This window comes from Streptomyces sp. WAC05292 (genome assembly GCF_003949955.1).
GTDB classification, from domain to species: domain Bacteria; phylum Actinomycetota; class Actinomycetes; order Streptomycetales; family Streptomycetaceae; genus Streptomyces; species Streptomyces globosus.
Genome location: NZ_RPSE01000012.1, coordinates 24,143 through 49,526 on the forward strand (window position 1 = coordinate 24,143; position 25,384 = coordinate 49,526).

21 protein-coding genes are annotated in these 25,384 nt (G+C 72.7%); 10 read left to right on the forward strand and 11 right to left on the reverse strand.

Annotated features, from left to right (window positions below):
- Positions 1–115: 115 nt before the first annotated feature.
- Positions 116–1,669 carry a M1 family metallopeptidase gene (locus EF903_RS02875; RefSeq protein WP_125540993.1) on the forward strand — a complete coding sequence of 518 codons (1,554 nt, stop codon included), beginning with the start codon at positions 116–118 and terminating at the stop codon, positions 1,667–1,669.
- Positions 1,670–1,714: 45 nt separating this feature from the next.
- Here EF903_RS02875 and EF903_RS02880 read toward each other — a convergent pair whose 3' ends face one another.
- On the reverse strand, positions 1,715–2,617 hold the full coding sequence (locus EF903_RS02880; protein WP_125540994.1) for an oxygenase MpaB family protein: 903 nt from the start codon (positions 2,615–2,617) through the stop codon (positions 1,715–1,717).
- Between the two features lie 216 nt (positions 2,618–2,833).
- Between EF903_RS02880 and sph the strand changes: the two genes are divergently transcribed.
- On the forward strand, positions 2,834–3,820 hold the full coding sequence (sph, locus tag EF903_RS02885; RefSeq protein ID WP_125540995.1) for a sphingomyelin phosphodiesterase: 987 nt from the start codon (positions 2,834–2,836) through the stop codon (positions 3,818–3,820).
- Between the two features lie 21 nt (positions 3,821–3,841).
- Here the strand turns inward: sph and EF903_RS02890 are convergent, their stop codons facing one another.
- The gene (locus EF903_RS02890; RefSeq protein WP_125540996.1) at positions 3,842–4,387 is read right to left on the reverse strand and encodes a flavoprotein; all 546 of its coding nucleotides are present in this window, start codon (positions 4,385–4,387) and stop codon (positions 3,842–3,844) included.
- A 103-nt stretch (positions 4,388–4,490) separates the two neighbouring features.
- Between EF903_RS02890 and EF903_RS02895 the strand changes: the two genes are divergently transcribed.
- Positions 4,491–5,156: an HAD family hydrolase gene (locus tag EF903_RS02895; protein WP_125540997.1), complete on the forward strand. Its 666-nt coding sequence runs from the start codon at positions 4,491–4,493 to the stop codon at positions 5,154–5,156.
- Here the strand turns inward: EF903_RS02895 and EF903_RS02900 are convergent.
- A complete protein-coding gene (locus EF903_RS02900; protein ID WP_125540998.1) occupies positions 5,137–6,360 on the reverse strand; it encodes a transcriptional regulator in 1,224 nt (407 codons plus the stop codon). The genes EF903_RS02895 and EF903_RS02900 overlap by 20 nt on opposite strands.
- Before the next feature lie 191 nt (positions 6,361–6,551).
- On the opposite strand from EF903_RS02900, the gene EF903_RS02905 reads away from it, so the two are divergent.
- Complete coding sequence (locus tag EF903_RS02905; RefSeq protein WP_125540999.1) at positions 6,552–6,860, forward strand: DUF6415 family natural product biosynthesis protein; 309 nt, start codon at positions 6,552–6,554, stop codon at positions 6,858–6,860.
- Between the two features lie 1,142 nt (positions 6,861–8,002).
- Here the strand turns inward: EF903_RS02905 and EF903_RS02910 are convergent.
- Positions 8,003–9,856 (reverse strand): long-chain fatty acid--CoA ligase, encoded by a 1,854-nt coding sequence (locus tag EF903_RS02910; RefSeq protein ID WP_125541000.1) that lies wholly within the window; start codon positions 9,854–9,856, stop codon positions 8,003–8,005.
- Between the two features lie 100 nt (positions 9,857–9,956).
- On the opposite strand from EF903_RS02910, the gene EF903_RS02915 reads away from it, so the two are divergent.
- Positions 9,957–10,682 (forward strand): MerR family transcriptional regulator, encoded by a 726-nt coding sequence (locus tag EF903_RS02915; RefSeq protein ID WP_125541014.1) that lies wholly within the window; start codon positions 9,957–9,959, stop codon positions 10,680–10,682.
- Between the two features lie 56 nt (positions 10,683–10,738).
- Complete coding sequence (locus EF903_RS02920) at positions 10,739–11,383, forward strand: maltokinase N-terminal cap-like domain-containing protein (protein WP_125541001.1); 645 nt, start codon at positions 10,739–10,741, stop codon at positions 11,381–11,383.
- Positions 11,384–11,498: 115 nt separating this feature from the next.
- On the opposite strand, the gene EF903_RS02925 is transcribed toward EF903_RS02920, so the two are convergent.
- The 6 genes from EF903_RS02925 to EF903_RS02950 form a co-directional block, all read right to left on the reverse strand.
- A complete protein-coding gene (locus tag EF903_RS02925) occupies positions 11,499–13,670 on the reverse strand; it encodes a 3-hydroxyacyl-CoA dehydrogenase NAD-binding domain-containing protein (protein ID WP_125541002.1) in 2,172 nt (723 codons plus the stop codon).
- Between the two features lie 45 nt (positions 13,671–13,715).
- Positions 13,716–14,930, reverse strand: a complete 1,215-nt coding sequence (locus tag EF903_RS02930; protein ID WP_125541003.1) for an acetyl-CoA C-acetyltransferase — start codon at positions 14,928–14,930, stop codon at positions 13,716–13,718.
- A gap of 23 nt (positions 14,931–14,953) precedes the next feature.
- Entirely contained in the window at positions 14,954–16,096 is a 1,143-nt protein-coding gene (locus EF903_RS02935; protein WP_125541004.1) for an acyl-CoA dehydrogenase family protein, read from the reverse strand.
- Between the two features lie 11 nt (positions 16,097–16,107).
- Positions 16,108–16,326: a hypothetical protein gene (locus EF903_RS36020; protein ID WP_125541005.1), complete on the reverse strand. Its 219-nt coding sequence runs from the start codon at positions 16,324–16,326 to the stop codon at positions 16,108–16,110.
- On the reverse strand, positions 16,326–17,540 hold the full coding sequence (locus EF903_RS02945) for a CaiB/BaiF CoA-transferase family protein (protein WP_125541006.1): 1,215 nt from the start codon (positions 17,538–17,540) through the stop codon (positions 16,326–16,328). Before EF903_RS02945 ends, EF903_RS36020 begins: the two co-directional genes overlap by 1 nt.
- Positions 17,541–17,642: 102 nt before the next feature.
- Complete coding sequence (locus EF903_RS02950; RefSeq protein ID WP_260614741.1) at positions 17,643–18,035, reverse strand: MmcQ/YjbR family DNA-binding protein; 393 nt, start codon at positions 18,033–18,035, stop codon at positions 17,643–17,645.
- A 231-nt stretch (positions 18,036–18,266) separates the two neighbouring features.
- Here EF903_RS02950 and EF903_RS02955 point away from each other — a divergent pair, with 231 nt between their 5' ends.
- The 3 genes from EF903_RS02955 (at position 18,267) to EF903_RS02965 (ending at position 23,278) form a co-directional block, all read left to right on the forward strand.
- On the forward strand, positions 18,267–19,916 hold the full coding sequence (locus EF903_RS02955; RefSeq protein ID WP_125541007.1) for a PKD domain-containing protein: 1,650 nt from the start codon (positions 18,267–18,269) through the stop codon (positions 19,914–19,916).
- A gap of 192 nt (positions 19,917–20,108) precedes the next feature.
- Positions 20,109–21,821, forward strand: a complete 1,713-nt coding sequence (locus EF903_RS02960) for a PKD domain-containing protein (protein WP_125541008.1) — start codon at positions 20,109–20,111, stop codon at positions 21,819–21,821.
- A 137-nt stretch (positions 21,822–21,958) separates the two neighbouring features.
- Positions 21,959–23,278: a trans-acting enoyl reductase family protein gene (locus EF903_RS02965; protein ID WP_125541009.1), complete on the forward strand. Its 1,320-nt coding sequence runs from the start codon at positions 21,959–21,961 to the stop codon at positions 23,276–23,278.
- Positions 23,279–23,302: 24 nt separating this feature from the next.
- Here EF903_RS02965 and EF903_RS02970 read toward each other — a convergent pair whose 3' ends face one another.
- Entirely contained in the window at positions 23,303–23,980 is a 678-nt protein-coding gene (locus tag EF903_RS02970) for an endonuclease V (protein ID WP_125541010.1), read from the reverse strand.
- A 24-nt stretch (positions 23,981–24,004) separates the two neighbouring features.
- Here EF903_RS02970 and EF903_RS02975 point away from each other — a divergent pair, with 24 nt between their 5' ends.
- Positions 24,005–24,256, forward strand: coding sequence for a YciI family protein (locus tag EF903_RS02975; RefSeq protein ID WP_125541011.1), 252 nt, complete (start codon positions 24,005–24,007; stop codon positions 24,254–24,256).
- Positions 24,257–25,384 lie beyond the last annotated feature (1,128 nt).

Sequence of the window (25,384 nt, forward strand, 5' to 3'; positions counted from 1 at the left end):
CGGTGTGACGGCCGAATGGCGATCACGTGACAGCCGGGGCCATGGACATGACGTGGGGCGCAGGCGGTGAATACGGTCGAACACGACCACCCCCCAACCGACTTGGAGCCCACCCGTGCACCGCAAAGTCATCGCCCCGAGCGTGCTCGCCGCCTCCCTCCTGCTGGTGATCCCGGCATCGGCAGCGGGTTCGGCCGCGGGCGCCCCGGGAATCGGCGACCCCTACTACCCGGCCAGCGGCAACGGCGGATACGACGTGTCGCACTACGACCTGCGCCTGAAGTACCAGCCGGCGACGGACCTGCTGGAGGGCACCGCCACCCTGCTGGCCACCGCCAAGACGGACCTGTCCCGCTTCAACCTGGACTTCGGTCTGAAGGTCAGCGAGGTCCGCGTCAACGGCGCGAAGGCGAAGTTCGCCACCTCCGGCGTGCACGAGCTGGAGGTGACCCCCGCCAAGCCGCTGCCGAGGAACGCCCAGGCGACCGTCGTCGTCAAGTACGCCGGGAAGCCGTCGGAGTTCAAGGTCGACGGCTGGTCGGCCTGGCAGCGCACCCCGGACGGCGGTGTCGCCGCGCAGGAGCCCGAAGCCGCGGCCTGGTGGTTCCCGAGCAACGACCACCCGCTCGACAAGGCCACCTTCGACGTCTCGGTCAGCGTCCCCGACGGCACGCAGGCCATCAGCAACGGCGTCCTGCAGTCGCAGACCTCCCGCCTGGGCTGGACCCGCTACAACTGGCGCTCCAACAAGCCGCAGGCCACCTACCTGGCGACGCTCGCCGTCGGCAGGTTCGACATCACCACCGACAAGACGGCGAACGGCCTGCCCGTCCTGAACGCCTACAGCAAGGACCTCGGCGACAACGCGGGTGCCGCGCGGGCCTCCGTCGAGCGCACCGCCGAGATCGCGGAATGGCTGGAAGGCGTCTTCGGCCCGTACCCCTTCAACGCGCTCGGCGGCTACGTCCCGAACGTGCCGTCCGGCTTCGCGCTGGAGACCCAGACGCGCCCCTTCTACAGCCCCCGCCAGTTCGCGAACGGCGCCAACACCTCCGTCGTGGTCCACGAACTGGCCCACCAGTGGTACGGCGACAGCGTCTCCGTCGAGGGCTGGAAGGACATCTGGATCAACGAGGGCTTCGCCCGGTACAGCCAGTGGCTGTGGTCGGAGAAGGAGGGCGAGGGCACCGCGCAGGAGCTCGCCGAGTGGACGTATGCGGTACGTCCGGCGGAGGACCCCTTCTGGCAGGTCAAGCCGGGTGACCCGGGCCCGGACAACCAGTTCCACGCGGCCGTGTACGACCGCGGCGCGATCGCCCTCCAGGCGCTGCGGAACGAGATCGGCGACGAGGCGTTCTTCACGATCCTGAAGGGCTGGCCGACCGAGCGGGCGCACGGCAACGCGAAGGTCTCCGACTTCGTCCGGTACGCGGAGAAGGCGTCGGGCAAGCCGCTGGCCGCGCTGTTCGACACCTGGCTGTACACGCCGGGCAAGCCGGCCTTCGCCCCGCCGGCCGCCGCCTCCGCGAAGAAGAAGGACGGCCGCGCCGCGCAGGCGGCGCCGGCCGCCGAGCGGGTGGAGCCGAAGTCGTGGAAGAAGATCGCCGCGACGAACGGGGTCCACGACACCGGCCACGGCCACGGGCACGGGCACGACCACGAGCACTGACCGCGGCGACGCGGGCGCCGCCCGCCGCTCCCGCGCCGGCGCCCCTCAGCGGGCGCCGGCGCGCCGGCGGGCCCGCGCCCGGTGGGCCAGCGGCAGGTAGCGCACCCGCTCCGGCAGCAGCGGGACGAGCAGCCGCACGGCCGTGCTGAACCGGCGCAGCCTGCGCTCCTGGGCCGGCGTCCACTCCAGCCCGATCGCGGCCCGCGCCTCGGGCGGCATGTACCCGACGGTGACGAACGCCCGGAAGTGCAGGAACGCCGCCCGCAGCACCGGCCAGGCCAGGCGCGTCAGGATCCGCACCGGCAGCGGGCCGCCCCGCGGCCGGGGCAGCGGCACGTCGGTGGCGACCAGCTCGCGGGCCACCTTGGTCGGCTCCAGCTCCTCGGCCAGCATGCGATGGTAGTACGGCCAGAACTCCTCGATGGTCTGCGGCATGTCCCGGTCGCGGAGCCCGAGGATCCGCCCGACCTGGAGCCACTCCCGGTACAGCTGCCGCTCCTGGGCCGGGGTGAAGCGGCGCAGCAGGTAGCGGCCGGCGTACAGGTAGATCGGGAAGCCGGTGGCGTGCACCCACGCGTAGCAGGCGGGGTCCAGGGAGTGGTAGCGGCGGCCCCGGGTGTCGACGCCCTGGATCTCCCTGTGCAGGCGGCGCACCCGGCGGCCCTCCTCCGCGGCCTCCTCACCGCCGTACACCCACAGCTGCACGGAGCGCAGCGAGCGCTCACCGCGCCCCCAGGGGTCGGTGCGGAAGACGGAGTGCTCGTCGACGCCGGCGCCGATGGCGGGGTGCGCGACCTGCATGGTGAAGGCCGCGGGCAGCATCAGCAGAGCCCGCACGTCCCCGGCGATGGTCCACAGCACCCCGCCGGGGGGCGGCGGCTGCGGCTCGTCCCGGCGCGCCCCGCCGGGGCGCGACCCGGGGTCGGCAGGCTGCTGTGCGGTCGTCATGGCGCGTCCCCCTGGTCCGGTACTCGTACGTCCAGTATGGCCGTACCCGTTCCGTTTCCCCGGGTCGGGGCCGGGGCCGCGGGCGCCCGTCGGCTCCGGAAGCGGCACACCGTAAGAACGGCGTCAGAAACCCTTGTCACGGGTGTTACCCAGAGGTAACCGCGGCTGCTTGGATGACGGGGTCGGTCTCCCCCACCCCGGAATGATGGAGCGTCCATGCCTCCTGCCCGCCCGTTCCCCCGCGCCGCCGCCATCGCCGTCGCGGCGGCCGCCGCCTGGGCCCTCACCGCCGCCGGGACCCCGTCCGCCGGCGCCGCCGAGGCGGCCGCGGCACCCCGGCTGAGCGTGCTGACGTACAACGTGTTCCTGATGAGCAAGAACCTGTACCCCAACTGGGGCCAGGACCACCGGGCCGCGGAGATACCCCGGACCTCCTTCTACCAGGGCCACGACGTCGTCGTGCTCCAGGAGGCCTTCGACAACGGCACCTCGGACGCCCTCAAGGCCAACTCGGCCGCGCAGTACCCGTACCAGACCCCGGTCGTCGGCCGGAGCCGGACCGGCTGGGACGCGACGGGCGGCGCCTACTCCGCCACCACCCCGGAGGACGGCGGCGTCACGATCCTGAGCAAGTGGCCGATCGTCCGCAAGGAGCAGTTCGTCTACAAGGACGCCTGCGGCGCCGACTGGTGGTCCAACAAGGGCTTCGCCTACGCCGTGCTGGACGTGAACGGCACGAAGGTGCACGTGGTCGGCACGCACGCCCAGTCCACCGACCCGGGCTGCGGCGCCGGCGAGGCGGCGCAGATGCGGGCCCGCCAGTTCCGGGCGATCGACGCCTTCCTGGACGCGAAGAACATCCCGGCGGGCGAACAGGTCCTCGTCGCGGGCGACATGAACGTCGACTCCCGCACCCCGGAGTACGCGTCCATGCTCGCGAACGCCGACCTCGCGGACGCCGACACGCGCACGGGGCACCCGTACTCCTTCGACACGGCCCTGAACTCGATCGCCCGCTACCGCTACCCGTCGGACCCGCGCGAGGACCTGGACTACGTCCTGTACCGCAAGGGCCACGCCCGCCCGGCCGGCTGGGAGAACAACGTGGTCAACGAGGTGTCGGCCCCCTGGACGGTCTCCAGCTGGGGCACCTCGTACACGTACACGAACCTCTCCGACCACAACCCGGTCATCGGCCGCTGACCCTGCCGGGCGGCGGCCCGCTCAGACCCCGGGGACGGCCACCGCACCGTCCACGGCGTCGAGGGCGGCCGCCCACGGGTACGGCTTCTTCTCACCGGGCTGGTTCGGGACGAACCCGCCCTCGCCGTACAGCACCCGCACCCCGGCCGACCGGAGCGTCTCCAGCGACAGGGGAAACTGCGGGTGCTGCGCGTACGCGGCGTTCACGCACGGCATGACGGCCATCGGGATGCCCTTGCCGATGCCCTCCGCCACGACGCCGACGGCCCACGTGTCGGTGATGCCGAGCGCCCACCGGTTGACGGTGTTCATGGTCGCCGGGGCGAACAGCACCGCGTCCGCGGTCGGCCACACGTCCGGCTCCCCGGGCCGCTTGTAGCGCGTACGCACCGGATGCCCGGTCAGGGCCGCCAGCCCCGGAAGGCTGCCGTCCAGCCAGTCCGCGGCCATCGGGGTCAGCCCCAGACAGACGTCCCAGCCGCGGCGTTGCGCCTCTTCGACGACCCCGGCGACGTCGAACACGGGCGGGGCGGCCGAACAGAGCAGGTACAGGGTCCTCGTCGTCATGCCCCGACCCTATGCACTGCCCCGCCCCGCTCCCGGTGGGGAGCGGGCTTGCCCGAGCGGCGTCCGTGCCCGGCCGGGCGCGGGCGCCGCGTAGGGTGCACGCATGACGATTCGCGCTGTGGTGTTCGACGTCGGTGAGTGCCTCGTCGACGAGACCCGGGAGTACGGCACGTGGGCGGACTGGCTCGGCGTCCCCCGTCACACCTTCGCCGCCGTCTTCGGTGCGGTCATCGCCCAAGGCCGGGACTACCGCGAGACCTTCCAGGTCTTCCGGCCCGGATTCGACCTCACCGAGCAGCGCGAGGCCCGCGCTGCCGCCGGGCAGCCGGAGTGGTTCGGTGAGGACGACCTCTACCCGGACGTCCGGCCAGCCCTCGCCCGCTTGCGTGCCGACGGCCTGTGGCTCGGCATCGCCGGCAACCAGACCGTTCGCGCCGGCGGCCTGCTGCGCGACCTGTTCACGAAAGACGTCGACCTGATCGGCACCTCGGACGACTGGGGCGCCAGCAAGCCCGACCCCGAGTTCTTCGAGCGCGTGGCCGCGGTCGTTCCGGCCGCCGCGTCGGAGATCCTCTACGTCGGCGACCGCGTCGACAACGACCTGCGCCCCGGCAAGCAGGCGGGTATGCACACGGCGCTGATCCGCCGGGGCCCGTGGTCGACGATCCAGTGGGACACCGCCGAGGCACGCGAACTCCCGACGTTCCGCATCGAGAGCCTGGCCGAGCTGTCCCCCGTGATCGCCGAGTTCAACAAGAGAGGGCGTTGACGACGGCACCCCAGCCGTAGAGCCGGTCGTCGAGGTCACGGACGTAATGCTCGTGCTGCCAGGGCCCGAGGGCCCGCCGCACCTCCCGGATCCGCTCCAGCCCCGTCGCGTACCAGTGCGTTTCGAGCAGGACCAGCGCCTTGAGGGCGTAGCGGGCGGCTTCCTCGGGCCGCCCGGCAGCGACCTCCACGGAAGCCAGGTCACCGAGGACGACGGTCCGCTGTTTGTCGCTGTCCCCGGGAAGTTCGGCGAGAACGCCGAGCAGCGTCTCGCGGGCCTGCGGGAGGTGCCCCGCGACGAGCTGTGTGTGGCCCTTGAACGCGGCCAGCCGCACCGCCGAGAACCAGTCCAACCATTCGGGACTCCGGTGCTCGCTGCCGGTCGCGAGGACGTCCTCACCGTGAGCACACAGATTGAGGGCGGCTCGGGTGTCGCCGCAACGCGTCGCGCACTCGGCCTCCACGGCGTCGAGCCAGGCCAGCAGTTCGGCGCTGGCAGGACCTCGGCGGGCGTACGCGCGGGCTGCCGTCATCCGCTCCGTCGCGCCGTCCCGATCACCGCCCCACCCGGGGATGAACGCCATGTGGGCGAGGACGGCACTGCCCAGGAGGGCGTCATCGGCCTCCCCTGCCGTCTGGAGGGCTCGCACCCAGGTGTCGCCGGCACGGTCGGGCTCTCGTAGGTCGAAGAATTCGATCCGGCCGGCCAGCAACCAGCTCTCTGCCAGGGCCGTGGCGAGGAGCTGCCGCGTTCGCCCGGTGGTCGCATCGAGGAGTTGGCTGCCCAAGGCAGCGTGCGCGGCCACGGCGGGGTGCAGGGTGGCGGGGGCCACGCTCCAGTAGAGCCGGCGGTGGGCACGCGTTCCGGCGAGGAAGTCTGTTGCAGCGGTGGCGGGTTGTTGCGCGTTGGGTGTACGCAGAGGACCCCGGTTGGCGGGGGCGAGGAGGCTGGTCGGTGTCCGCGTCTCCGCGCCCAACGGAACGTTGAAACCGAGTTGGTCGAGCGGTCGGCCGAGAAGCTCGCTGAGGGCCTGACGGATGTCGGGCTGCGGAAGGGGCGGAGCGTCCGATTCCCACCGCCGGACCTGCCGAATACCGACGGTGACGCCGCGGGCGGCCAGGGCGTTCGCGAGGTCCTGCTGCGACCGGTAGCCGGCCGCCTGCCGGGCCGCACGCAATCGGACGTTGCCAGTGGATCGGGGCATTCCAACTCCCTTGGCCGGTTCAGATATGACCACTGTGGCAGGAAAGTCCGCTCGCGGCCTGCGCTTCACCGGTTCGGGCGTAAGGAAGTCCTTTTTCGTCCGCAGAAAGCCCTCCTTCAAGTCCTCGTAACAGGACTTCACTACGTCCATGGTGTGTCCACCACCTGCTGACGACGATGGGGAGCACCGGCATGGGTATGCCGCAGGGTCACGTGGACGCGACCGGACTGGTCGCCAGGGCACTTGCCCCGTACGCGGAACGCCCCGGCCCGGAGGCCGTCGCGGCGCTCGTCGACGACCTGATCACCTGCGGGCAGGAGCTCCACGGCTCGCTCTCCCGGGCGCCATCGCAGCACCGTCTTGCCGGAACGGTCGCGGCGCTCGCCGAGTGGGAGTACTTCGCGGCCGTCGGCCCGCTGGGCTCCGGCCCCCACGCGAACTGGAACTACGCCCGGGCCTTGGCCCGGATCATCCGGCAGTTGCTGGAACCGGGTCGGTAGGGCGGGACGAGGCGGGGTGTGCGGGAGCGGCGCGGTCGGGGCCGGCGGTGAGGCGGCGGGATAAGGGAAGCGGGAGTCCAGGGCTCGGGGTCGGGTGGTGCGGGGGTGTCCCGGCAGCCCATTGTCCTTCCGGGGCGGGCCGTCCTGTAAAGGGCGCTCCTTCGTCGCGTCGCTGCGCGATGGCCCTTGCGGGCCACCCTTGACAGGACGTCCCGCCCCGGAATGCCAACAAGCTGCCGGGAAGCCCCCAGGGGAATGGCCTGGAGGGAACGTGAGGCATGAGGGGACATCAGAGAGCTTCCTCTCCCGCCCCGGCCGCCGCATCCAGCCCCACCGGCATCAGCAGACCCGCCGGCCGGGGCCCGGCCGGCTCTGACCGCACGAAACGACGCCCAGAGCATCATCCGGAGACAGAAGCACCCCAGATCGCTACACAGCCCGGCATTCTTCAGCGTCGGACGGCCGTCCGGGGCGGGGAGGCGCGACAGATCGCTACAGGGGCGCCGTCGGCTCGGCGACTGACCGCCGGATCGCCGGGGGCGCCAGGGCGGATGCTGTCTTCGGGTCATCAGACAGCGATATCTGAGGAGGACGGATCGGGCAGGGGCGCTTCGCGCCCCAAGACGGCCCGATGCCGCCGAAAAGGCCGAGCCGCGTAGCGATCCGAGGCGCTTCGCGGCCCCAGACGGCGGCCGGACGCTGAGCCGAGGGCGCCCACGTAGCGATCCGTCGCGCTCCTGTCTCCGGATGATGCTCTGGACGTCGTTTCCCGACGTCAGAGGCGGCAGGGCTCTCGCCGACGGGACTGCTGATGCCGGTAAGGCGAAAGGGGCAGCCGGGGCGGGAGAGAAGGCTCCCTGATGGCGCTGAATGGTCCAAGTACCTCCAGGCCGTTCCCCTGGGGGCGTCCCGGCAGAAAAAATGCCTCCGGGGCGGGTCGGTCTGTCAAGGGTGGCCCGCAAGGGCCATCGCGCAGCGACGCGACCGGAGGGAGCGCCCTTGAGAGACCGGCACGCCCCGGACACCATCAACTGCCGGGGACACCCCCAGCACCCTCCCTGATGCCGACTGATCGGCTCCCGCCGTCGCACACCCGATCCCTCCCGGCCGGGGCAGCGGCATCGACCGGAGCACCGGTCGTGTCAGGGGGTGTCGGGCCCGGGCCCCTCCGTGTACAGGGAGTCGATCGCGGACGCGTACTTCTCGCGGACCACTCGGCGGCGCAGTTTCAGGGACGGGGTCAGTTCGCCCGTTTCCGGGCCCCATTCCGTGGTCAGCAGGTGGTGGCGCTTGATCTGTTCCGTGCGGTTGAGGCGGGCGTTGGCGGTCTCGACCGCGGCGGCGATCTCCGCGCGCACCTGGGGGTGCCGGGCGAGGTCGGCGAGGGAGGCCGCCTCGATGCCGCGGGCCGCCGCCCACGCCGGGGCGAGTTCGGCGTCGAGGACGAGCAGGGCGACGAGGTAGGAGCGGCCGTCGCCGTGGGCCAGGGCCTGGCCGATCAGAGGGTGTTCCTTGAGCGTGTTCTCCACCAGGGCCGGGGAGACGTTCTTGCCCGTCGAGGTGATGATCAGCTCCTTCTTGCGGTCGGTCAGCCACAGGAACCCGTCCCGGTCGATCCGGCCTATGTCCCCGGTGGGGAACCAGCCCTCCGCGTCGTGCGCGCTCTCCAGCGTCCCGTCGGGCCTGAGGTAGCCGCCGAAGACGGTCTCGCCGCGGGCGAGGATCTCCCCGTCGTCGGCGATCCGCAGCTCCAGGCCCTCGATGGGCCGGCCGACCGAGCCGAGCCGGAACGCGTCGTGGCTGTTGACGGTGCACACGCCGGAGGTCTCCGTCAGACCCCACGCGTCCATGACGGTGATCCCCCAGCCGGCCCAGAACCGTACGACGTCGATCGGCATCGGTGCGGTCGCGCTCGCCGTCCAGAGCAGCCGGTCGAGCCCGGCCAGCCGCAGCAGCGGTTCGAGGACGTGCTCCTTGGCCCGGCCGTACGCGGCCCCCAGCTCGGCGGGGACTGGTTCGCCCCGCTCCAGGTGTGCGGCCCGGGTGCGGGCGAGGCCGTTCGCCTCCTCGATGGCGGTCCGCTGCTCCGGCGGCAGCCCGGCGAGCACCGCCCGCAGGCCCGCGGCGAGCTTCTCCCACACGCGGGGCACCCCGAAGAACTGCACGGGCCGCAGCTCCCGTACGGCGGCGGCGACGGCCGCCGGGTCGGCGACGAGCCGGACGTGCGCGGCGCGCAGCAGCGGCAGGTAGATGCCGAGGATCCGTTCGGCGATGTGCGCGAACGGCAGGTAGCAGATGTGCTCGGCGTGCTCGGGGAGTTCCACGCGCCGGTCGAGGCGGACGGACTGGAGCAGGATGTTGCGGTGGGTGAGCCGGACCCCCTTGGGGTCGCCGGTGGTGCCCGAGGTGTAGACGACGGTCAGCGGGTCCTCGGGGCGCAGCTCCCGCCAGGCCTTCTCGAAGGCGTCGGGGGTGTGCAGCCGGGTCCCGGCCGCGTACACCGCGTCGTACGTGCGGTGGGCGGTCCCGGCGGCGTCGACGTCGGCGACGACGAGCCGCTCCAGCGGTACGGAGCCGTCGGCCAGCAGCGGTTCCCAGCGCGGCAGTTCGCCGGCGCCGCCGACGACGGCGAGGCGGGCCCGGCTGTGGCGGGCGGTGTACGCGATCTGCTCGGGGGCGGAGGTGCCGTACACGGTGACGGGAACGGCGCCGAGGTGGACGAGGGCGAGGTCGGTGAGCCAGTGCTCGGGCCGGTTGCCCATCATGATCAGCACGTGTTCGCCGCGCTCGACGCCGAGCGCGGCGTACCCGGCGGCGAGGACGGCGACCCTGCGCCTCACCTCGGCCCAGTCGAGGGTGGTCCAGCCGGGGGACGCGGGGTCCCCGGTGCGCCACGAGAGGGCGGGGAGGTCGCCGTAGTCGGCGGCGTTGCGGGCGAGCAGGGCGGGCAGGGTGAGCTGTTCGGGGCGTCCGGGCAGTCGCAGGATCGTGCTCATGGGCAGCTCCTCGCCGTTTCACATCGTTGGTGCGACAGCAATACTGTTGAACCGCGGTACCGGAACGGGACGTGCTGAGCAGAGAGCGGGGCGAGTGACCATGACCACCGGGGTGCCCGAGCCCACGCTCACCGTCGACGAGCTCGCCGCCCGGGCGGGGGTCACCGTCCGCACCGTACGGTTCTACAGCACCCGCGGGCTTTTGCCCCCTCCCGTGATCGGACCGCGTCGGGTGGGCCGCTACGGGCCCGAGCACCTCTCCCGGCTCGCGCTGATCGAGGAGCTGCAGCACCAGGGCATGACGCTGTCCGCGATCGAGCGCTACCTGGACGCCCTGCCCGACGACCTCAGCGCCCACGACCTGGCCATCCACCGGGCGCTGGTGTCGTCGTGGGCGCCGGATTCGGCGGAGGAGGTGTCGCTGGAGGAGCTGGAGCGGCGCGCGGGGCGGCCGCTGCCGGAGGAGGACCTGCGCCGGCTGGCCGCGATGAATGTGGTCGGGGGCGGCCCGGAGCGGTTCCGGGTTGACCTGTCGCTGCTGCGGCTGGGGGTGGCGCTGCTGGACGTGCCGATCTCGCACGGCACGGTGCTGGCGGCCCGGGAGGTGCTGCTGGAGCACGCCCGGGCGACGGCCCGGGAGCTGACGCGCCTGTTCCGCGACGAGGTGTGGGGGCCGTTCACGGAGGGCGAGGACGATCCGGAGCGGGTGGAGTCGATGAAGGCGCTGTCCGCGCACATGCAGCCGATGGTGGTGCAGGCCCTGGTGACGGCGTTCCAGCGGTCGCTGCGGGAGGAGCTGAAGGCCCAGTTCGCCGCAGGCGACTGACGGGCGCGTACCGGCCGCGCCCCCAACTTCCCTCGCCGGCGGGTAGGTTCGGGATCATGTCTGTGATCCACAAAACCACCATCACCCCGACCAAGCTCGAACTCCTCGCGGCCTGGCTGCCCGCGCAGCCGTGGTACGCCGCCGCGGGCAGCGCCCCGGAGCCGGTCAAGGCCGGCGGGTTCCGGCTGGACGACCCGGAGGGCGAGGTCGGCATCGAGTTCATGGTCGTCGCCGACGCCTCCGCGCCGGAGCCGGTCGCCTACCACGTGCCGATGACGTACCGGGGGGCGCCGCTGGAGGGGGCCGAGGGGGCCCTGATCGGCACCGTCGAGCACGGCGTGCTGGGCACGCGCTGGGTGTACGACGCCGCGCACGACCCGGTGGCCGTCGGGCAGGTCCTCGCGCTGCTGCGCGGCGAGGCGCAGCCCTGGGCGCAGAGCGTCGACGGCGCTCCGGACCCGACGGTCGTCGTCGAGGGCGGCCCGGTTGCGGCGAAAGGGCTCGACGCGGCCGCCGCGACGGCCGCGTCCACGGCGGAGGGCACCGCGGTCCGCTTCGGGGGCGGGCCCGCGGTGCTGCGGATCGTACGCGTCCTGCGTCCGGACGGCCCCGAGGGCGGTGCGGCCGGGGTCGTCACCGCTTGGACGGCCCCCGACGGGACCGCGCACCGCGGGGTGTTCGCCGCGCTGGACGGCGCCTGACGCACGCCTCGGGCCGCCCCCCGGAGGGGGTCTCCGGGGGGCGGCCCGAGGGCACATCTCGGCCGGCCGGCCGCGCCTCCACCGCCGGCCGGCCGGCGTGCGTCAGGCCGCCGTGTCAGTCGGCGTACGTCTCCCCGCGCTCGGCCTTCGCGACCAGCGAGGCGGGCGGGGTGAAGCGGTCGCCGTAGCGGTCGGCCAGTTCGCGGGCCCGGGCGACGAAGCCGGGCAGGCCGCCCTCGTAGCCGTTGACGTACTGGATGACGCCGCCGGTCCAGGCGGGGAAGCCGATGCCCATGATGGAGCCGATGTTGGCGTCGGCGATCGAGGTGAGCACGCCCTCGTCGAGGCAGCGGACGGTGTCGAGGGCTTCGGCGAAGAGCATGCGCTCCTTCATGTCCTCGAAGGGCACGTCCGCGCCGGGCCGGGCGAAGTGCTCGCGCAGGCCCGGCCAGATGCGGGAGCGCTTGCCGGCTTCGTCGTAGTCGTAGAAGCCGGCTCCGCCGCTGCGGCCGGGGCGGGCGAACTCGTCGACCATGCGGTCGATGACCTCGTCGGCGGGGTGCGGGGTCCAGGTGCGGCCCTCGGCCTCGACGGCCTTGCGGGTCTCGTTGCGGATCTTCCGCGGGAGGGTGAGGGTGAGCTCGTCCATGAGGGAGAGCACCTTGGCCGGGTAGCCGGCCTGGGCGGCGGCCTGCTCGATGGAGGCGGGCTCGACGCCCTCGCCGACCATCGCGACGCCTTCGTTGATGAACTGGCCGATGACGCGCGAGGTGAAGAAGCCGCGTGAGTCGTTGACCACGATGGGGGTCTTGTTGATCTGCCGGACGAGGTCGAAGGCGCGGGCGATGGCCTCGTCGCCGGTCCGCTCCCCCTTGATGATCTCCACCAGCGGCATCTTGTCGACGGGCGAGAAGAAGTGCAGGCCGATGAAGTCGGCGGGGCGGTCGACGCCCTCGGCGAGGCCCGTGATCGGCAGGGTGGAGGTGTTGGAGCACAGCAGCGCGTCGGGCGCGACGACGTCCTGCACCTCCTGGAAGACCTTGTGCTTCAGGGAGGTGTCCTCGAAGACCGCCTCGATGACCGCGTCGCAGCCGGCCAGGTCGGCGGTGTCGGCGGTCGGGGTGATCCTGGCCAGCAGTTCGGCGCGGGCGGCCTCGGTGGTGCGGCCCTTGGCGACGGCCTTGTCGAGCAGCTTCTCGGAGTAGGCCTTGCCCTTGGCGGCGGCCTCGGCGGTGACGTCCTTCAGGACGACCTCGATGCCGGCGCGGGCGCAGGAGTAGGCGATCCCGGCGCCCATCATCCCGGCACCGAGGACGGCGACGCGGCGGACGGTGCGCGGCTCGACGCCGCGGGGCCGGCTGCGGCCGGCGTTGACGGCCTGGAGGTCGAAGAAGAACGCCTGGATCATGTTCTTCGCGGTCTGGCCGGTCACCAGCTCGGTGAAGTAGCGGGCCTCGATGGTCTGCGCCGTCTCGAAGTCCACCTGGGCGCCTTCGACGGCGGCCGCCATGATGTTGCGCGGCGCCGGGTACGGGGCCCCGTTCAGCTGCTTCTTGAGGTTGGCGGGGAACGCCGGCAGGTTCGCGGCGAACTTGGGGTGGGCGGGCGTGCCGCCGGGGATCCGGTAGCCGGGCACGTCCCACGGCTGCTTCGACTCGGGGTTGGCGTCGATGAAGGCGCGCGCCTTGGCGAGCATCTCCTCGGGTGTGGCGGCCAGTTCGTGGACGAGGCCGTTGTCGAGGGCGCGCTTCGGGCTGTACTGGGTGCCCTGGAGCAGGACCTTCAGCAGCGCGTCGGTGATGCCCATGAGGCGGACGGTGCGGGTGACGCCGCCTGCGGCGGGGAGCAGGCCGAGGGTGACCTCGGGCAGGCCGATCTTCGAGCCGGGCACGTCGAGCGCGATGCGGTGGTGGGAGGCCAGGGCGATCTCGTAACCGCCGCCGAGCGCGGCGCCGTTGACGGCGGCGACGACCGGCACGCCGAGGGTCTCGATGCGGCGCAGCGCGCGCTTGATCCCGGTACCGGTGTCGAAGGCGGCCTGCGCGTCTTCGGGGCGCAGCCGGATCATCTCCTTGAGGTCCCCGCCGGCGAAGAAGGTCTTCTTGGCGGAGGTGTAGATGATGCCGCGGATGGAGTCCTTCTCGGCCTCGGCGCGGTCGGCGACGGCCGCGATCGAGTCCGTGAAGGCCTGGTTCATGGTGTTGGCGGACTGGTCGGGGTCGTCGAGGACCAGCGTGACGATGCCGGTCTCGTCCTGCTCCCAGCGGATCGTGGTGGACTCGCTCATGTTCGCTACTTCCGTGTCGGGGGGATCAGGGGGTGCAGGACGATGTCAGAGGCGCTCGACGACGGTGGCGACGCCCATGCCGCCGCCGACGCAGAGGGTGGCGAGCCCGTAGCGCTTGTCCTGGCGCTCCAGCTCGTCGACCAGGGTGCCGAGGATCATCGCGCCGGTGGCGCCGAGCGGGTGGCCCAGTGCGATGGCGCCGCCGTTGACGTTGACCTTGTCGAGGGTGGTCCCCATGTCCTTGACGAAGCGCAGGACGACGCCGGCGAAGGCCTCGTTGATCTCGATCAGGTCGATGTCGTCGATGGTGAGGCCGGCCTTGGCGAGGGCCTTGCGGGTCGCGGGGGCGGGCCCGGTGAGCATGATGGTGGGCTCGGAGCCGGACACGGCGGCCGAGACGATGCGGGCGCGCGGCGCCAGGCCGGCCCGCTCGCCCGCCTCGCGGGAGCCGATCGCGACGAGCGAGGCGCCGTCGACGATGCCGGAGGAGTTGCCCGCGTGGTGGACGTGGTCGATCTTCTCGATCCAGTGGTACTTCTGCAGGGCTACGGCGTCGAAGCCGCCGAGCTCGCCGATGTCGGCGAAGGACGGCTTGAGCTTGGCGAGGGTGTCGGCCGTCGTCCCGGGGCGGATGAACTCGTCGTGGTCAAGGACGACGAGGCCGTTGCGGTCGGTGACGGGGACGAGGGAGCGGGCGAAGCGGCCCTCCTTGACGGCGGTCGCGGCACGCTCCTGCGAGAGGGCGGCGTACTCGTCGACGTCCCGGCGGGAGAAGCCCTCGATGGTGGCGATCAGGTCGGCGCCGATGCCCTGCGGGACGAAGTTGACGTCCCAGTTGGTCATCGGGTCGTTGAACCAGGCGCCGCCGTCCGAGGCCATCGGGACGCGGGACATGGACTCCACGCCGCCGGCGAGGACGAGGTCCTCCCAGCCGGAGCGGACCTTCGCCGCCGCCAGGTTCACGGCCTCCAGGCCGGACGCACAGAAGCGGTTCTCCTGCACGCCGGCGACGGTGTCGGGCAGGCCCGCGGCGATGGCCGCGATGCGGGCGATGTCGGAGCCCTGGTCGCCGACGGGGCCGACGACGCCGAGGACGATGTCGTCGATGGCGGCGGGGTCGAGGCCGGGGTTGCGCTCGCGGAGCGCGTGGATGAGGCCGACGACCAGGTCGATCGGCTTGGTGCCGTGCAGGGACCCGTTGGCCTTGCCGCGGCCGCGCGGCGTGCGGATCGCGTCGTAGACGTACGCTTCGGTGCTCACTGGTCAAGCCTTTCGAGGGGAGGTTAGCCGAGCAGGGAACGACCGATGATCTCCTTCATGATCTCGGTCGTGCCGCCGTAGATGGTCTGGATCCGGCCGTCGGTGAAGGCCCGCGCGACCCGGTATTCGGTCATGTAGCCGTATCCGCCGTGGAGTTGCAGGCAGCGGTCGGCGACCCGCTTCTGGAGCTCGGTGGCCCACCACTTGGCCATCGAGGCGTGTACGTGGTCGAGCTGCCCGTCGGAGTGGTCGGTGATGCACCGGTCGACGAACGTGCGGGTGACGGCGCACTCGGTGGCCATCTCGGCGATCTCGAAGCGGACGTGCTGGAGCTTGGACAGCGGCCGCCCGAACGCCTCGCGCTCCTTGACGTACGCGGTGGTGGTCTCCAGCAGGTGCTCGGCCGCGGCGATGCCGGCCACCGCTATGGCGAGCCGCTCCTGGGCGAGATGGTTCATCAGGTGGACGAACCCGCCGCCGAGCTCGCCGAGCAGGTTCTCCTTGGGGACGCGTACGTCGTGGAAGAACAGCTCGGCGGTGTCCTGCGCCTTCTGGCCGATCTTGTCGAGGTTCCGGCCGCGTTCGAAGCCCTCCGCGCCGCGCTCGACGACGAGCAGCGACAGGCCGTGCGCCCCGCCCTCCGGGCTGGTCCGGGCGACGACGATGACGAGGTCGGCGAGGATCCCGTTGGAGATGAACGTCTTGGAGCCGTTCAGCAGCCAGTGGTCGCCGCGGTCCTCGGCGGTGGTGCGGATGCCCTGGAGGTCGCTGCCGGCGCCCGGCTCGGTCATCGCGATCGCGGTGATCGTCTCACCGGAGCAGAAACCGGGCAGCCAGCGGCGCTTCTGCTCCTCGGTGCCCAGGTTGACCAGGTACGGGCCGATGATGTCGTTGTGCAGGCCGAGGGCCAGGCCGGGGGCGCCGGCCCGGGTGAATTCCTCGGCGAGGACGGCGGCGTACCGGAAGTCGGTGTTCCCGCCGCCGCCGTACTCCTCGGGGACGGCGAGGCCCAGCAGCCCCTGCCGGCCGGCGGCCCGCCACGCGTCGCGGCTGGTGATGCCGTCCTTCTCCCACTGCTCGTAGTGCGGCAGCACCTCCTTGGCGAGGAAGGTGCGGACGGTGTCGCGGAACGCCTCGTGGTCGGCGTCGAAGATGCGTCGTTGCATCGGTCTTCCCCCTACAGCCAGCTCTTGACGGTTTCGATCAGCCGGGCCGGCTCGGGGCCGACGGGCGTGGCGTTCGGCATCGCGACGCCCGCCTCGCGGAAGGCCTCGATGCGTTCGCGGACGTATCCGGCGGGCCCGAACGGCGTCGGGCCGGCCGCCTCCGGGGCCGCGGCCTCGTCGGCGGCGCGGCTCGGGTCGGCGGAGTAGTCGGGCGTCACGGACAGCTCCATCAGGCGCCGCCCTTCCCGGCCAGCCCCGGCACGCCCCAGTCGGCGGCCACCGACGCGGTGTCCGCGCCCGGCTGCGCGGGCCCGCCGCGCACCGCGGCGGGCGTCGCGGAGAAGCGGGGGGCGGGTGCGGGCTGGACGATGCCGCCGACCTCGGTGAAGGTGCCGCGGGCGGCCAGGTGGGGGTGGTGGGGCGCCTCGCGCAGCGACAGGACGGGCGCCACGCAGGCGTCGGTGCCGTCGAAGACCTCCGTCCACTCCTGCCGTGTACGGGACTTGAAGGCGGCGGCGACGGCCTGGCGCAGCTCCCCCCAGCGGGCCGCGTCCTTGCGGGCGGGGGCCCGGTCGGCGAGGCCGAGGAGGGTGGTGAAGGTGTCGTAGAACTGCTGCTCCAGCGCGCCGACCGCCATGTACCCGCCGTCGGACGTCTCGTAGGTGCCGTAGAAGGGGCAGCCGCCGTCGAGGAGGTTCGCGCCGCGGCGGTCCTGCCAGCCGCCGGCGGCCATCATGCCGTGGACCATGGCGGTCAGGTGTGCGGTGCCGTCGACGATGGCCGCGTCGACGACCTGGCCCGTGCCGCCCGGGGCGGCGGCGTGCCGGAGCGCCGCGAGGATGCCGATGACGAGGTAGAGGGAGCCGCCCGCGTAGTCGCCGAGGAGGTTGCCGGGGACGGCGGGGGGCTCGCCCGGCTTCCCGATCATGCCGAGGGCCCCGGTGACCGCGATGTACGCGATGTCGTGCCCGGCGGTCGGGGCGAGCGGGCCGTCCTGGCCCCAGCCGGTCATCCGGCCGTAGACCAGGCGCGGGTTGCGGGCGAGGCAGGCGTCCGGGCCGACGCCGAGCCGCTCGGCGACGCCCGGCCGCAGGCCTTCGATGAGCACGTCGGCCCGCTCGGCCAGGTCCAGTACGAGCGCGGCGCCGCCGTCGGCCTTCAGGTCGACCATGACGGAGCGCTTGCCGCGGTTGGTGGTGTCGTAGGCGGGGTCGACGGCGAGGCCCCCGCCGCCGGGCCGGTCGACGCGGACGACGTCCGCGCCGAGGTCGGCGAGCAGCATGGCCGCGAACGGGCCGGGGCCGATGCCGGCCAGTTCGACGACGCGCAGGCCCGCGAGCGGGCCGTCCGGGTGCCCGGAGCCGCCTCCTGCGGGGCCGGGCGCGGGGGCGCCGGTGCGGCCGTGCTCCTGCGCGGCGCCTGTCCCGGCACCTGTCACTGACATCGAACCCCCGGCATCCCGTGTGCGAGCGTGTGAGTGTGTGACACAACTGATGTAACACCAGCGATGCTAGGAACGGGTCACCCTCAGCACAAGAGCGAGCGCTTAGCCGTTTGACGCGATCCGCTCGTCCAGCTCCTTCACGTGCCGCTTCAGGGCGACCGTCCGGTAGCTCTCCTCGACCCACTCGCACAGCACCGCCGCCGACGGCGCCCCCGGCTCCCCGAGCGGCACCGACACCCATCCGGACCGGCCCAGGCCGTAGCCGGTGGGCGCCGCGCCCGGCGCGGCCATGGCGTGGCCGTGCAGCACCTCGTCCTTGAGCTTCACCGAGATGCCCGGCGGCTGCGGGCCGTCGGTGCCGCCCAGGAAGGCGAAGATCTTCTTGTTGACCTTCACGACGCAGTCCTCGGGCCCCCAGGGGTACTCCTCGACCGCCTCGGGCAGCCCCAGGGCGAACTCCCGGACCGCCTCCCACTTGCGCACCGCCGCCTTCACCGACTCCTCCGCTCGACGCAGTCCGCGCCCGTACCCGGCCTCCGGCCGCGGGCCGCCGCGCACCCACGCTAGCCCCCACCGCCCGCCGAGCCGGACAACCGGACCGGGCACATCCGACAAACGGAGCTTGGACCTGCGAAAACCCCGGCGTTCGAGGTCCGTTCGACTCTGTACCCTGAGCGGACTTCAGCCTTGTTCAAAGGCTCAACCACTTTTCCATGGGGGAACCCGGTGTCCTACCGCCGACTCGCGGCGTCCGCCGCCGTCCTCGCGGCCGGTGTCGCGCTCGTACCCGCCCCGGCCCACGCGGCCGACCCGGCCTCCGGACGGCCCGGGCCGCACGGCGTCGCCAGGCCCGACCGGGTCGGGCCGCAGCAGCGGGAGGCCGCCGCGTTCACCAGCCCCGCCGACCGGTCGGTCCGGCCGGCTCCCGCGGCGGGCGAGGCGGGGGCCGCCTCCGCCGACGCCGCCCGGAACGAGATAGCCGTGGGCCTCAAGGCCTTCACCACCAGCGCGCACGGCATCGAGGTCGACGCCACCACCACCGGCACGGCCAACACCGTCTCCGTCTCCGTCGACTGGGGGGACGGCACCGCCGGCGAGGAGACGTCCGCCGGCGGCCAGACGCTGACCGTCCCTCACCAGTACGGCAAGCCGGGCGGCTACACGGTCCGCGTCACCGTCACGGACCGGGCCACACAGGCCTCCGCCGTCAACCAGATCGCCGTCTGGACCCAGGGCTCCCACTTCACGCCCCACACCCCGAAGCGCCTCCTCGACACCCGCAACGGCACCGGCGCCTCCCAGGGGAAGGTTCCCGCCCACGGCCAGGTCCGGCTCCGGGTCGGCGGCAACGCGGAGATACCCGCCGGGGTGACCGCCGTCGTCCTCAACGTCACGGTCACCAACACCACCGGCGGCGGCCACATCACCGCCTACCCCGACGGCGGCGAGAGGCCCACCACCTCGAACGTCAACTTCGCCCCCGGGCAGACCGTCCCGAACCTGGTCATCGTCCCCGTCGGCAGGAGCGGGTACGTGAACCTGCACAACGGCGGCTGGGAGGGGGTCGACCTCATCGCCGACGTGACCGGCTACTTCACCAAGTCCGCCTCCAGCGGCTACACACCGATGGACCCGCAGCGCCTGGTCGACACCCGCAACGGCACCGGCGCCCCCAAGGGCCGGATCAAGGGGTACGGCACCCTCACCAAGCCGATCGAGGGCCTGGACAACGCCACCGCCGTCGCGCTGAACGTGACCGTCACCAACCCCGGGAGCGACGGCCACCTCACCGTCTTCCCCGGCAGCGGAGCCGCCCCGGCGGTGTCGAACCTCAACTTCGGCGCGGGGCAGACCATCGCGAACGCGGTGATCGTCCCGGTCGGCCCCTCCGGCGAGATCAGCATCCGCAACGGAGGCTGGAACCCGACGGACGTCGTCATCGACATCGTCGGCTACTACAGCCCCTCCGGCCCCAACGCCTACGTGCCGCTCAAGCCGGACCGCCTGCTCGACACCCGCGACGGCGCCACCTGGCCCTGGGGCCCGCTGGGCGGCCGCGGCTACGTGTACATGCCGCTCGCCGACGGGTTCCCGCACACCAAGGGCTTCGTCCTCAACACCACCGTCACCAACCCCGAGGGCGCGGGCCACCTCGCCGTCGCGCCGGACCCGAACTCGCTGGCCGACTACGACAACGGCACCGAGCAGTGGCCGCCCACGCCGACCTCCTCCACCCTCAACTGGACCCGCGGCAAGACCGTCCCGAACCTGGTCCAGGCGGGCACCGGCCCGTACGGGATCATCGACATCTGGAACCAGAGCGACGCCGACATCGACCTCGTCGTCGACCTCTTCGGCCTGTACGAGGACAACTGACCCCGGCCGGCGCCGACGCCGCCGGCACCTCACACGGCGCCCCGGAAGCGGCCTTCGGGCCGGTCCGGGGCTCCGTGCATCACGAAGCGGTAACCGGTCGGGGCCCGGTGAGAACCCGTTCGGAGGCCGTGCGAGCCTGGGCATCTTTTCAGCCAGCCCTGACCGAGGGCTCACGCAACCATTGGGGGCTCGGTGTCCTACCGCCGTCTCACCGCATCCGCCGCCGTACTCGCGGCCGGAATGTCGCTCATACCCGGCTTTGCCCACGCCGACGGCCCCGCCACCGGCGGCGCCCACGGGCTCACCCAGCCCGACGTGGACCTCGCCGACGCGGTGGAGAAGACCAAGTTCAGCAGCCCGGCCGAAAAGTCTCGGCCAGTTGCGGCCCCGACCGCGAAGACCCGTCAGGGCGTCCGGACCGCCCCGCAGGACCTCCAGGGCACCCAGGCCGCACCGCTGGCCGAGACCGCTCCTGCCGCCGGCTTCCAGGTCGCCGTCGACGCGTACACCACCAGTGCGCACGGCATCGAGCTCGACACCTTCGTCACGGGCCTCGGCACGTCCGCCTCCATCAGCGTCGACTGGGGCGACGGCACCACCACGACCGCGGCCTACGAGGGCGGCACCGGCACACCGGTCGTCAGCGCCCACACCTACAAGGAGGTCGGCGGCTACACGGTCAAGGTGACCGTCACCGATTCCGGCACCGGCACCGCCGTCGCCAACGAGCTCCAGGTCACCACGGGCGGCGCCGACTACACCCCCTACGGCCCCACGCGCCTTCTGGACACCCGCAACGGCACGGGCGGCCTCACCTCGAAGGTCAAGCAGTACACCTCCGCCAAGGTGAAGATCGCCGGCAACGGCGCCATCCCGGCGGGCGTGACCGCCGTCGTCCTCAACGTCACGGTCACCAACACCACCAGCGGCGGCCACATCACCGCCTACGGCGACGGCTACGACCGGCCCACCACGTCGAACGTGAACTTCGCGCCCGGGCAGACCGTCCCCAACCTGGTCATCGTGCCCGTCGGCGAGAACGGCTACATCAACCTGTACAACGGCGGCTGGGAGCCGGCCGACCTCATCGCCGACGTCACCGGCTACTTCACGCAGACCGCCTCCAGCGGCTACACGCCGCTCGCGCCGCAGCGTTTCGCCGACACCCGCGAAGGCCTGGGCACCGCCAGGGCCCAGGTCCCCGGCTACGGCTCCTTCGGCCTCCAGATCACCGGCCGCGGCGCGGTCCCCGCCTCCGGCGTGACGGCAGTCGCCCTCAACGTCACCGTCACCAACCCCAAGAGCGACGGCCACCTCACCGTCTACCCGGGCGGCCAGCAGGCGCCGACCGCGTCGAACGTGAACTTCAAGGCCGGCCAGACCATCGCCAACTCCGTGATCGTCCCCGTCGGACCCGACGGGAAGATCAACGTCCGCAACGGCGGCTGGAACCCGACCGACGTCATCGTCGACGTCGTCGGCTACTACAGCCCCGGCAGCAAGAGCGCCTACGTAGCCTTCGACCCGCAGCGCCTCCTCGACACCCGCGACGCCGCAGACTGGGACGGCGGCCCCCTCGGAGGCCGCGGCTACATCTGGATGCCCCTGTCGCACGACGCTCCCGGCATCAAGGGCTTCGTCCTCAACAGCACCGTCACCAACCCCACGGACAACGGCTTCCTCGCCGTCGCCCCCGACCCGAACTCGCTGGCCGACTACGACAACGGCACCGAGGGCTGGCCGGCCGCGCCGACCTCCTCCACGCTGAACTGGACCCGCGGCAAGACCGTCCCCAACCTCGTCCAGGCCAGCACCGGCGACAACGGCATCATCGACTTCTGGAACCAGAGCGACGGCGACATCGACCTCATCGTCGACGCATTCGGCATGTACCAGGAGGACTGACCCCCCGTCGGCCGTCGGCCGCAGCACACCTCTCCGGCGCTCCGGCGGCGGCCTCCCCGGCCGCCGCCGGGGCGCCGACCGCACCGCCTCCGGCGCACGCTAGCCTCGGCCACCGGTACGAGCTGGGAGGAGCCGTGATGAACGAAGAGGTTCGACAGGCCGGTCCGAGGGCGGGGCGGGACGAAGGGGGCCCCCGGAAGCGGGCCCGGGACGAAGACCCGCAGCAGGCCGACCGCGACCGCGCCGACGAGGCCGTCCGGGCCGCGGGGCGCGAGGCAGGGCAGGCGGAGCGGCCCCACGACGTCGTCCTCTTCGGCGCGACCGGCTTCGTGGGCGCCCTGACCGCCGAGTACCTCGCCGCGAACGCCCCCGCCGGCTGCCGGTGGGCCCTCGCCGGCCGCGACCTCGCCAAGCTGGAGCGGCTCCGCGACCGCCTCACCGCCCTCCACCCCGCCGCCGGGGACGTCCCGCTGATCCAGGCCGACGCCTCCGACCCGGCAGCCGTACGGGAACTCGCCGCCTCCACCCGCGTCCTCGCCACGACCGTCGGACCGTACGTCCTGTACGGCGGCGGGATCGTCGCCGCGTGCGCCGCCTCCGGCACCGACTACGTCGACCTCACCGGCGAACCGGAGTTCGTCGACCGCACCTACGTCCTGCACGACGCACGCGCCCGGGAGACCGGCGCCCGCCTGGTCCACGCCTGCGGCTTCGACTCCGTCCCCGCCGACCTCGGCACCTACTTCACCGTCGCGCAGCTCCCCCGGGACGTCCCGATCCGCGTGGACGGGTTCATGCGCTCCAACGCCCTCTTCTCGGGCGGCACCCTCGCTTCCGCCCTCACCGCCATGGGCCGCGCCCCGCAGACCCTCGCCGCCGCCCGCGAGCGCCGCCTCCACGAGCACCGGCTGCCCGGCCGCCGCGTCCGCGGGCCCGTCGGCGTGCCCCGGTACAGCCGGGAGACCGGGACCTGGGCGCTGCCCCTGCCCACCCTCGATCCGCGCATCGTGACGCGGTCCGCGGCAGCGCTCGACCGGTACGGGCCCGACTTCCGATACCGCCACTACGCCTCGGTCAAGCACCTCCCCTTCGCCGTCGGCGGCACCGCGGCCGTCGGAGCGGCCGTCGCGCTGGCGCAGCTGCCGCCCGCCCGGCAGTGGCTGATGGACCGCTGGGAGCCGGGGCGCGGCCCCGACGCGGAGCGCCGGGCCCGCAGCTGGTTCACCGTCCGCTTCGTCGGCGAGGGCGGCGGCCGCCGCGTCCTCACCGAGGTATCGGGCGGTGACCCGGGCTACGGCGAAACCGCGAAGATGCTGGCGGAATCGGCTCTGTGCCTGGCCCTCGACCCGCTGCCGCAGCGTGCCGGACAGCTCACGACGGCCGTCGCGATGGGGGACTCCCTGCTGGACCGCCTCCAGAAGGCCGGCATCCGCTTCCGCGTCGCCTCGGCCCGCTGAAGCCGCCGCCCGCCGGCGGGCCCGTCAGGACGCCTCGCGCAGCGCCCGCCGGCACAGCGAGTCCGCCCGGCGGGTGCTCTCGGGGATCCGGAACCGCGGGCTGAGCGCGAGGGCGTGCCGGCAGGCGTTGTCGAGCGAGATCCGGTGCCCCACCGACACGTACACCGGCTTGATGCCGTCCTGCGTCCGCAGCGCCCTCCCGACGACACCGCCGTCGCTCGCGAGCAGCGCGGCGGCGTCGCCGCGGCGGGCACCGGGCTCGTCGTAGGTGAAGGTGAAGGGGTTCTTCGCCACGCCCATGCTGGGCAGTCCCGTCACCACCCCGAGGTGGCAGGCCAGCCCGAAGCCCCTGGGGTGCGCGAGGCCGTAGCCGTCGCAGACGACCAGGTCCGGCGGCACGGACAGCGCGTCGAGCGCCGCCAGGACGGTCGGCAGCTCCCGGAAGGCGAGCAGCCCAGGCACGTACGGAAAGCTGACGCTGCCGACGGCGGTCCGCTCCTCGACGACGTCCAGCGTCGCCGCGTCGAGCACGACCGCCGCGGCGGCCACCAGGTCCCGCTCGTCGTCGTACGCGACGTCCACGCCGGCCACCAGCCCGCGCCCGGGCGGCGGCCCGACCTCGTCGAGCACGACGGCGGCGCGCAGTTCGTCCTGTATCGCCCGGGCCTCGGCCTCGTCGGCGGGGGTCTTCACCATGGTCATGTGATGCGAGAGTAGCCTCACCCCATGTTCGTCATGGAGCTCACCTACATCGCCCCCCTCGAAGCCGTCGAGGAACAGCTCGACGCCCACATGGCGTGGCTGGACGCCCACTACGCGTCGGGCGTCTTCCTCGCCTCGGGCCGCAAGGTCCCCCGCGACGGCGGCATCATCCTGGCGGCGGGCTCGGCGCCGAAGAGGCGGGGCGGGAGCGCAGTGGCGGAAGCCGACGCCCCGGGACCGCAAGAGCGCCGGCGGGAGCCGGTTGGCGGCAGCTGACAACTCGGTGTCGGAGGCGTGCTGGGGACGTCCCGTCAGCCCATCGTCCTTCCGGCGCGGCCCGGCCCGTCAAGGGCGCTCCCTACGGTCGCGTCGCTACGCGATGGCCCTTACGGGCCACCCTTGACAGACCGACCCACACCGGAAAGACAAAGAGCTGCCGGGAAGCCCCCAGGGGAAGGGAACGGCCTGGAGGAACATGCACCATAGGAGCCCATCAGGGAGCGCGCTCCCCCGCCCCGGCGGCCCTTTTCACCCCACCGGCATCAGCCGACCCGGCGGCGAGAGCCGACAGAGGCTCTGACGCCGAGAAACGACGCCCAGAGCATCATCCGGACACAGAAGCGCCCCAGATCGCTACACGCTACCGCCTTTCCGGCGGCCGGCCGCCGTCCGGGGCCGCGAAGCGCCCCAGATCGCTACGCGCCCCTGTCTGCTCGGCGGCCACCCGCCGCCTGGGGCCGCGAAGCGCCCCAACCCACTGCTTGCGCCGCACACATCGGCGTCAGACGGCAGGTTGACACCATCCGACCTTCCTTGGATCACAACCGAGCGGTCAGCCGCCGAGCCGACGGCGCCCCTGTAGCGATCTCACGCGCCACGCCCGCCCCGGACGGCCGACGGCCGCCGAACAGAGCCGGGCCGCGTAGCGATCTGGGGCGCTCCTGTCGCCGGATGACGCTCTGGACATCGTTTCGCGACACCAGAGCCGACACGGCCCCGCCGAGGGGTCTGCTGATGCCGGTGGGGCTGGATGCGGCCTGCCGGGGCGGGAGAGAAAGCTCCCTGATGCCCCCTCATGCCTCACGTTCCCTCCAGGCCATTCCCCTGGGGGCTTCCCGGCAGCTTGTTGGCATTCCGGGGCGGGACGTCCTGTCAAGGGTGGCCCGCAAGGGCCATCGCGCAGCGACGCGACGACGAAGGAGGAGCGCCCTTTACAGGGCGGCCCGCACCGGAAGGACAATGGGCTGCCGGGACACCCCCGCACCACACCCACCCCGACCGGCCTGATGATCATCGTGGCCGGGTACGTGTTCAACCTCAGCTACGACGCCACGAAGATCTCCGCGGTGGTCGCCCGCTGGTTCGGCCACGACCTCGACGACCTGAGCACGTACGCCGCCCCTC

What these genes read in the sequence shown, in the direction of transcription:
- EF903_RS02880 (WP_125540994.1), bottom strand. Translation starts at nt 2,617, where the DNA reads ATGACGACCGCACAGCAGCCTGCCGACCCCGGGTCGCGCCCCGGCGGG.
- sph (WP_125540995.1), top strand. Translation starts at nt 2,834, where the DNA reads ATGCCTCCTGCCCGCCCGTTCCCCCGCGCCGCCGCCATCGCCGTCGCG.
- EF903_RS02890 (WP_125540996.1), bottom strand. Translation starts at nt 4,387, where the DNA reads ATGACGACGAGGACCCTGTACCTGCTCTGTTCGGCCGCCCCGCCCGTG.
- EF903_RS02895 (WP_125540997.1), top strand. Translation starts at nt 4,491, where the DNA reads ATGACGATTCGCGCTGTGGTGTTCGACGTCGGTGAGTGCCTCGTCGAC.
- EF903_RS02900 (WP_125540998.1), bottom strand. Translation starts at nt 6,360, where the DNA reads ATGCCCCGATCCACTGGCAACGTCCGATTGCGTGCGGCCCGGCAGGCG.
- EF903_RS02905 (WP_125540999.1), top strand. Translation starts at nt 6,552, where the DNA reads ATGGGTATGCCGCAGGGTCACGTGGACGCGACCGGACTGGTCGCCAGG.
- EF903_RS02910 (WP_125541000.1), bottom strand. Translation starts at nt 9,856, where the DNA reads ATGAGCACGATCCTGCGACTGCCCGGACGCCCCGAACAGCTCACCCTG.
- EF903_RS02915 (WP_125541014.1), top strand. Translation starts at nt 9,957, where the DNA reads ATGACCACCGGGGTGCCCGAGCCCACGCTCACCGTCGACGAGCTCGCC.
- EF903_RS02920 (WP_125541001.1), top strand. Translation starts at nt 10,739, where the DNA reads ATGTCTGTGATCCACAAAACCACCATCACCCCGACCAAGCTCGAACTC.
- EF903_RS02925 (WP_125541002.1), bottom strand. Translation starts at nt 13,670, where the DNA reads ATGAGCGAGTCCACCACGATCCGCTGGGAGCAGGACGAGACCGGCATC.
- EF903_RS02935 (WP_125541004.1), bottom strand. Translation starts at nt 16,096, where the DNA reads ATGCAACGACGCATCTTCGACGCCGACCACGAGGCGTTCCGCGACACC.
- EF903_RS36020 (WP_125541005.1), bottom strand. Translation starts at nt 16,326, where the DNA reads ATGGAGCTGTCCGTGACGCCCGACTACTCCGCCGACCCGAGCCGCGCC.
- EF903_RS02945 (WP_125541006.1), bottom strand. Translation starts at nt 17,540, where the DNA reads ATGTCAGTGACAGGTGCCGGGACAGGCGCCGCGCAGGAGCACGGCCGC.
- EF903_RS02965 (WP_125541009.1), top strand. Translation starts at nt 21,959, where the DNA reads ATGAACGAAGAGGTTCGACAGGCCGGTCCGAGGGCGGGGCGGGACGAA.
- EF903_RS02970 (WP_125541010.1), bottom strand. Translation starts at nt 23,980, where the DNA reads ATGACCATGGTGAAGACCCCCGCCGACGAGGCCGAGGCCCGGGCGATA.
- EF903_RS02975 (WP_125541011.1), top strand. Translation starts at nt 24,005, where the DNA reads ATGTTCGTCATGGAGCTCACCTACATCGCCCCCCTCGAAGCCGTCGAG.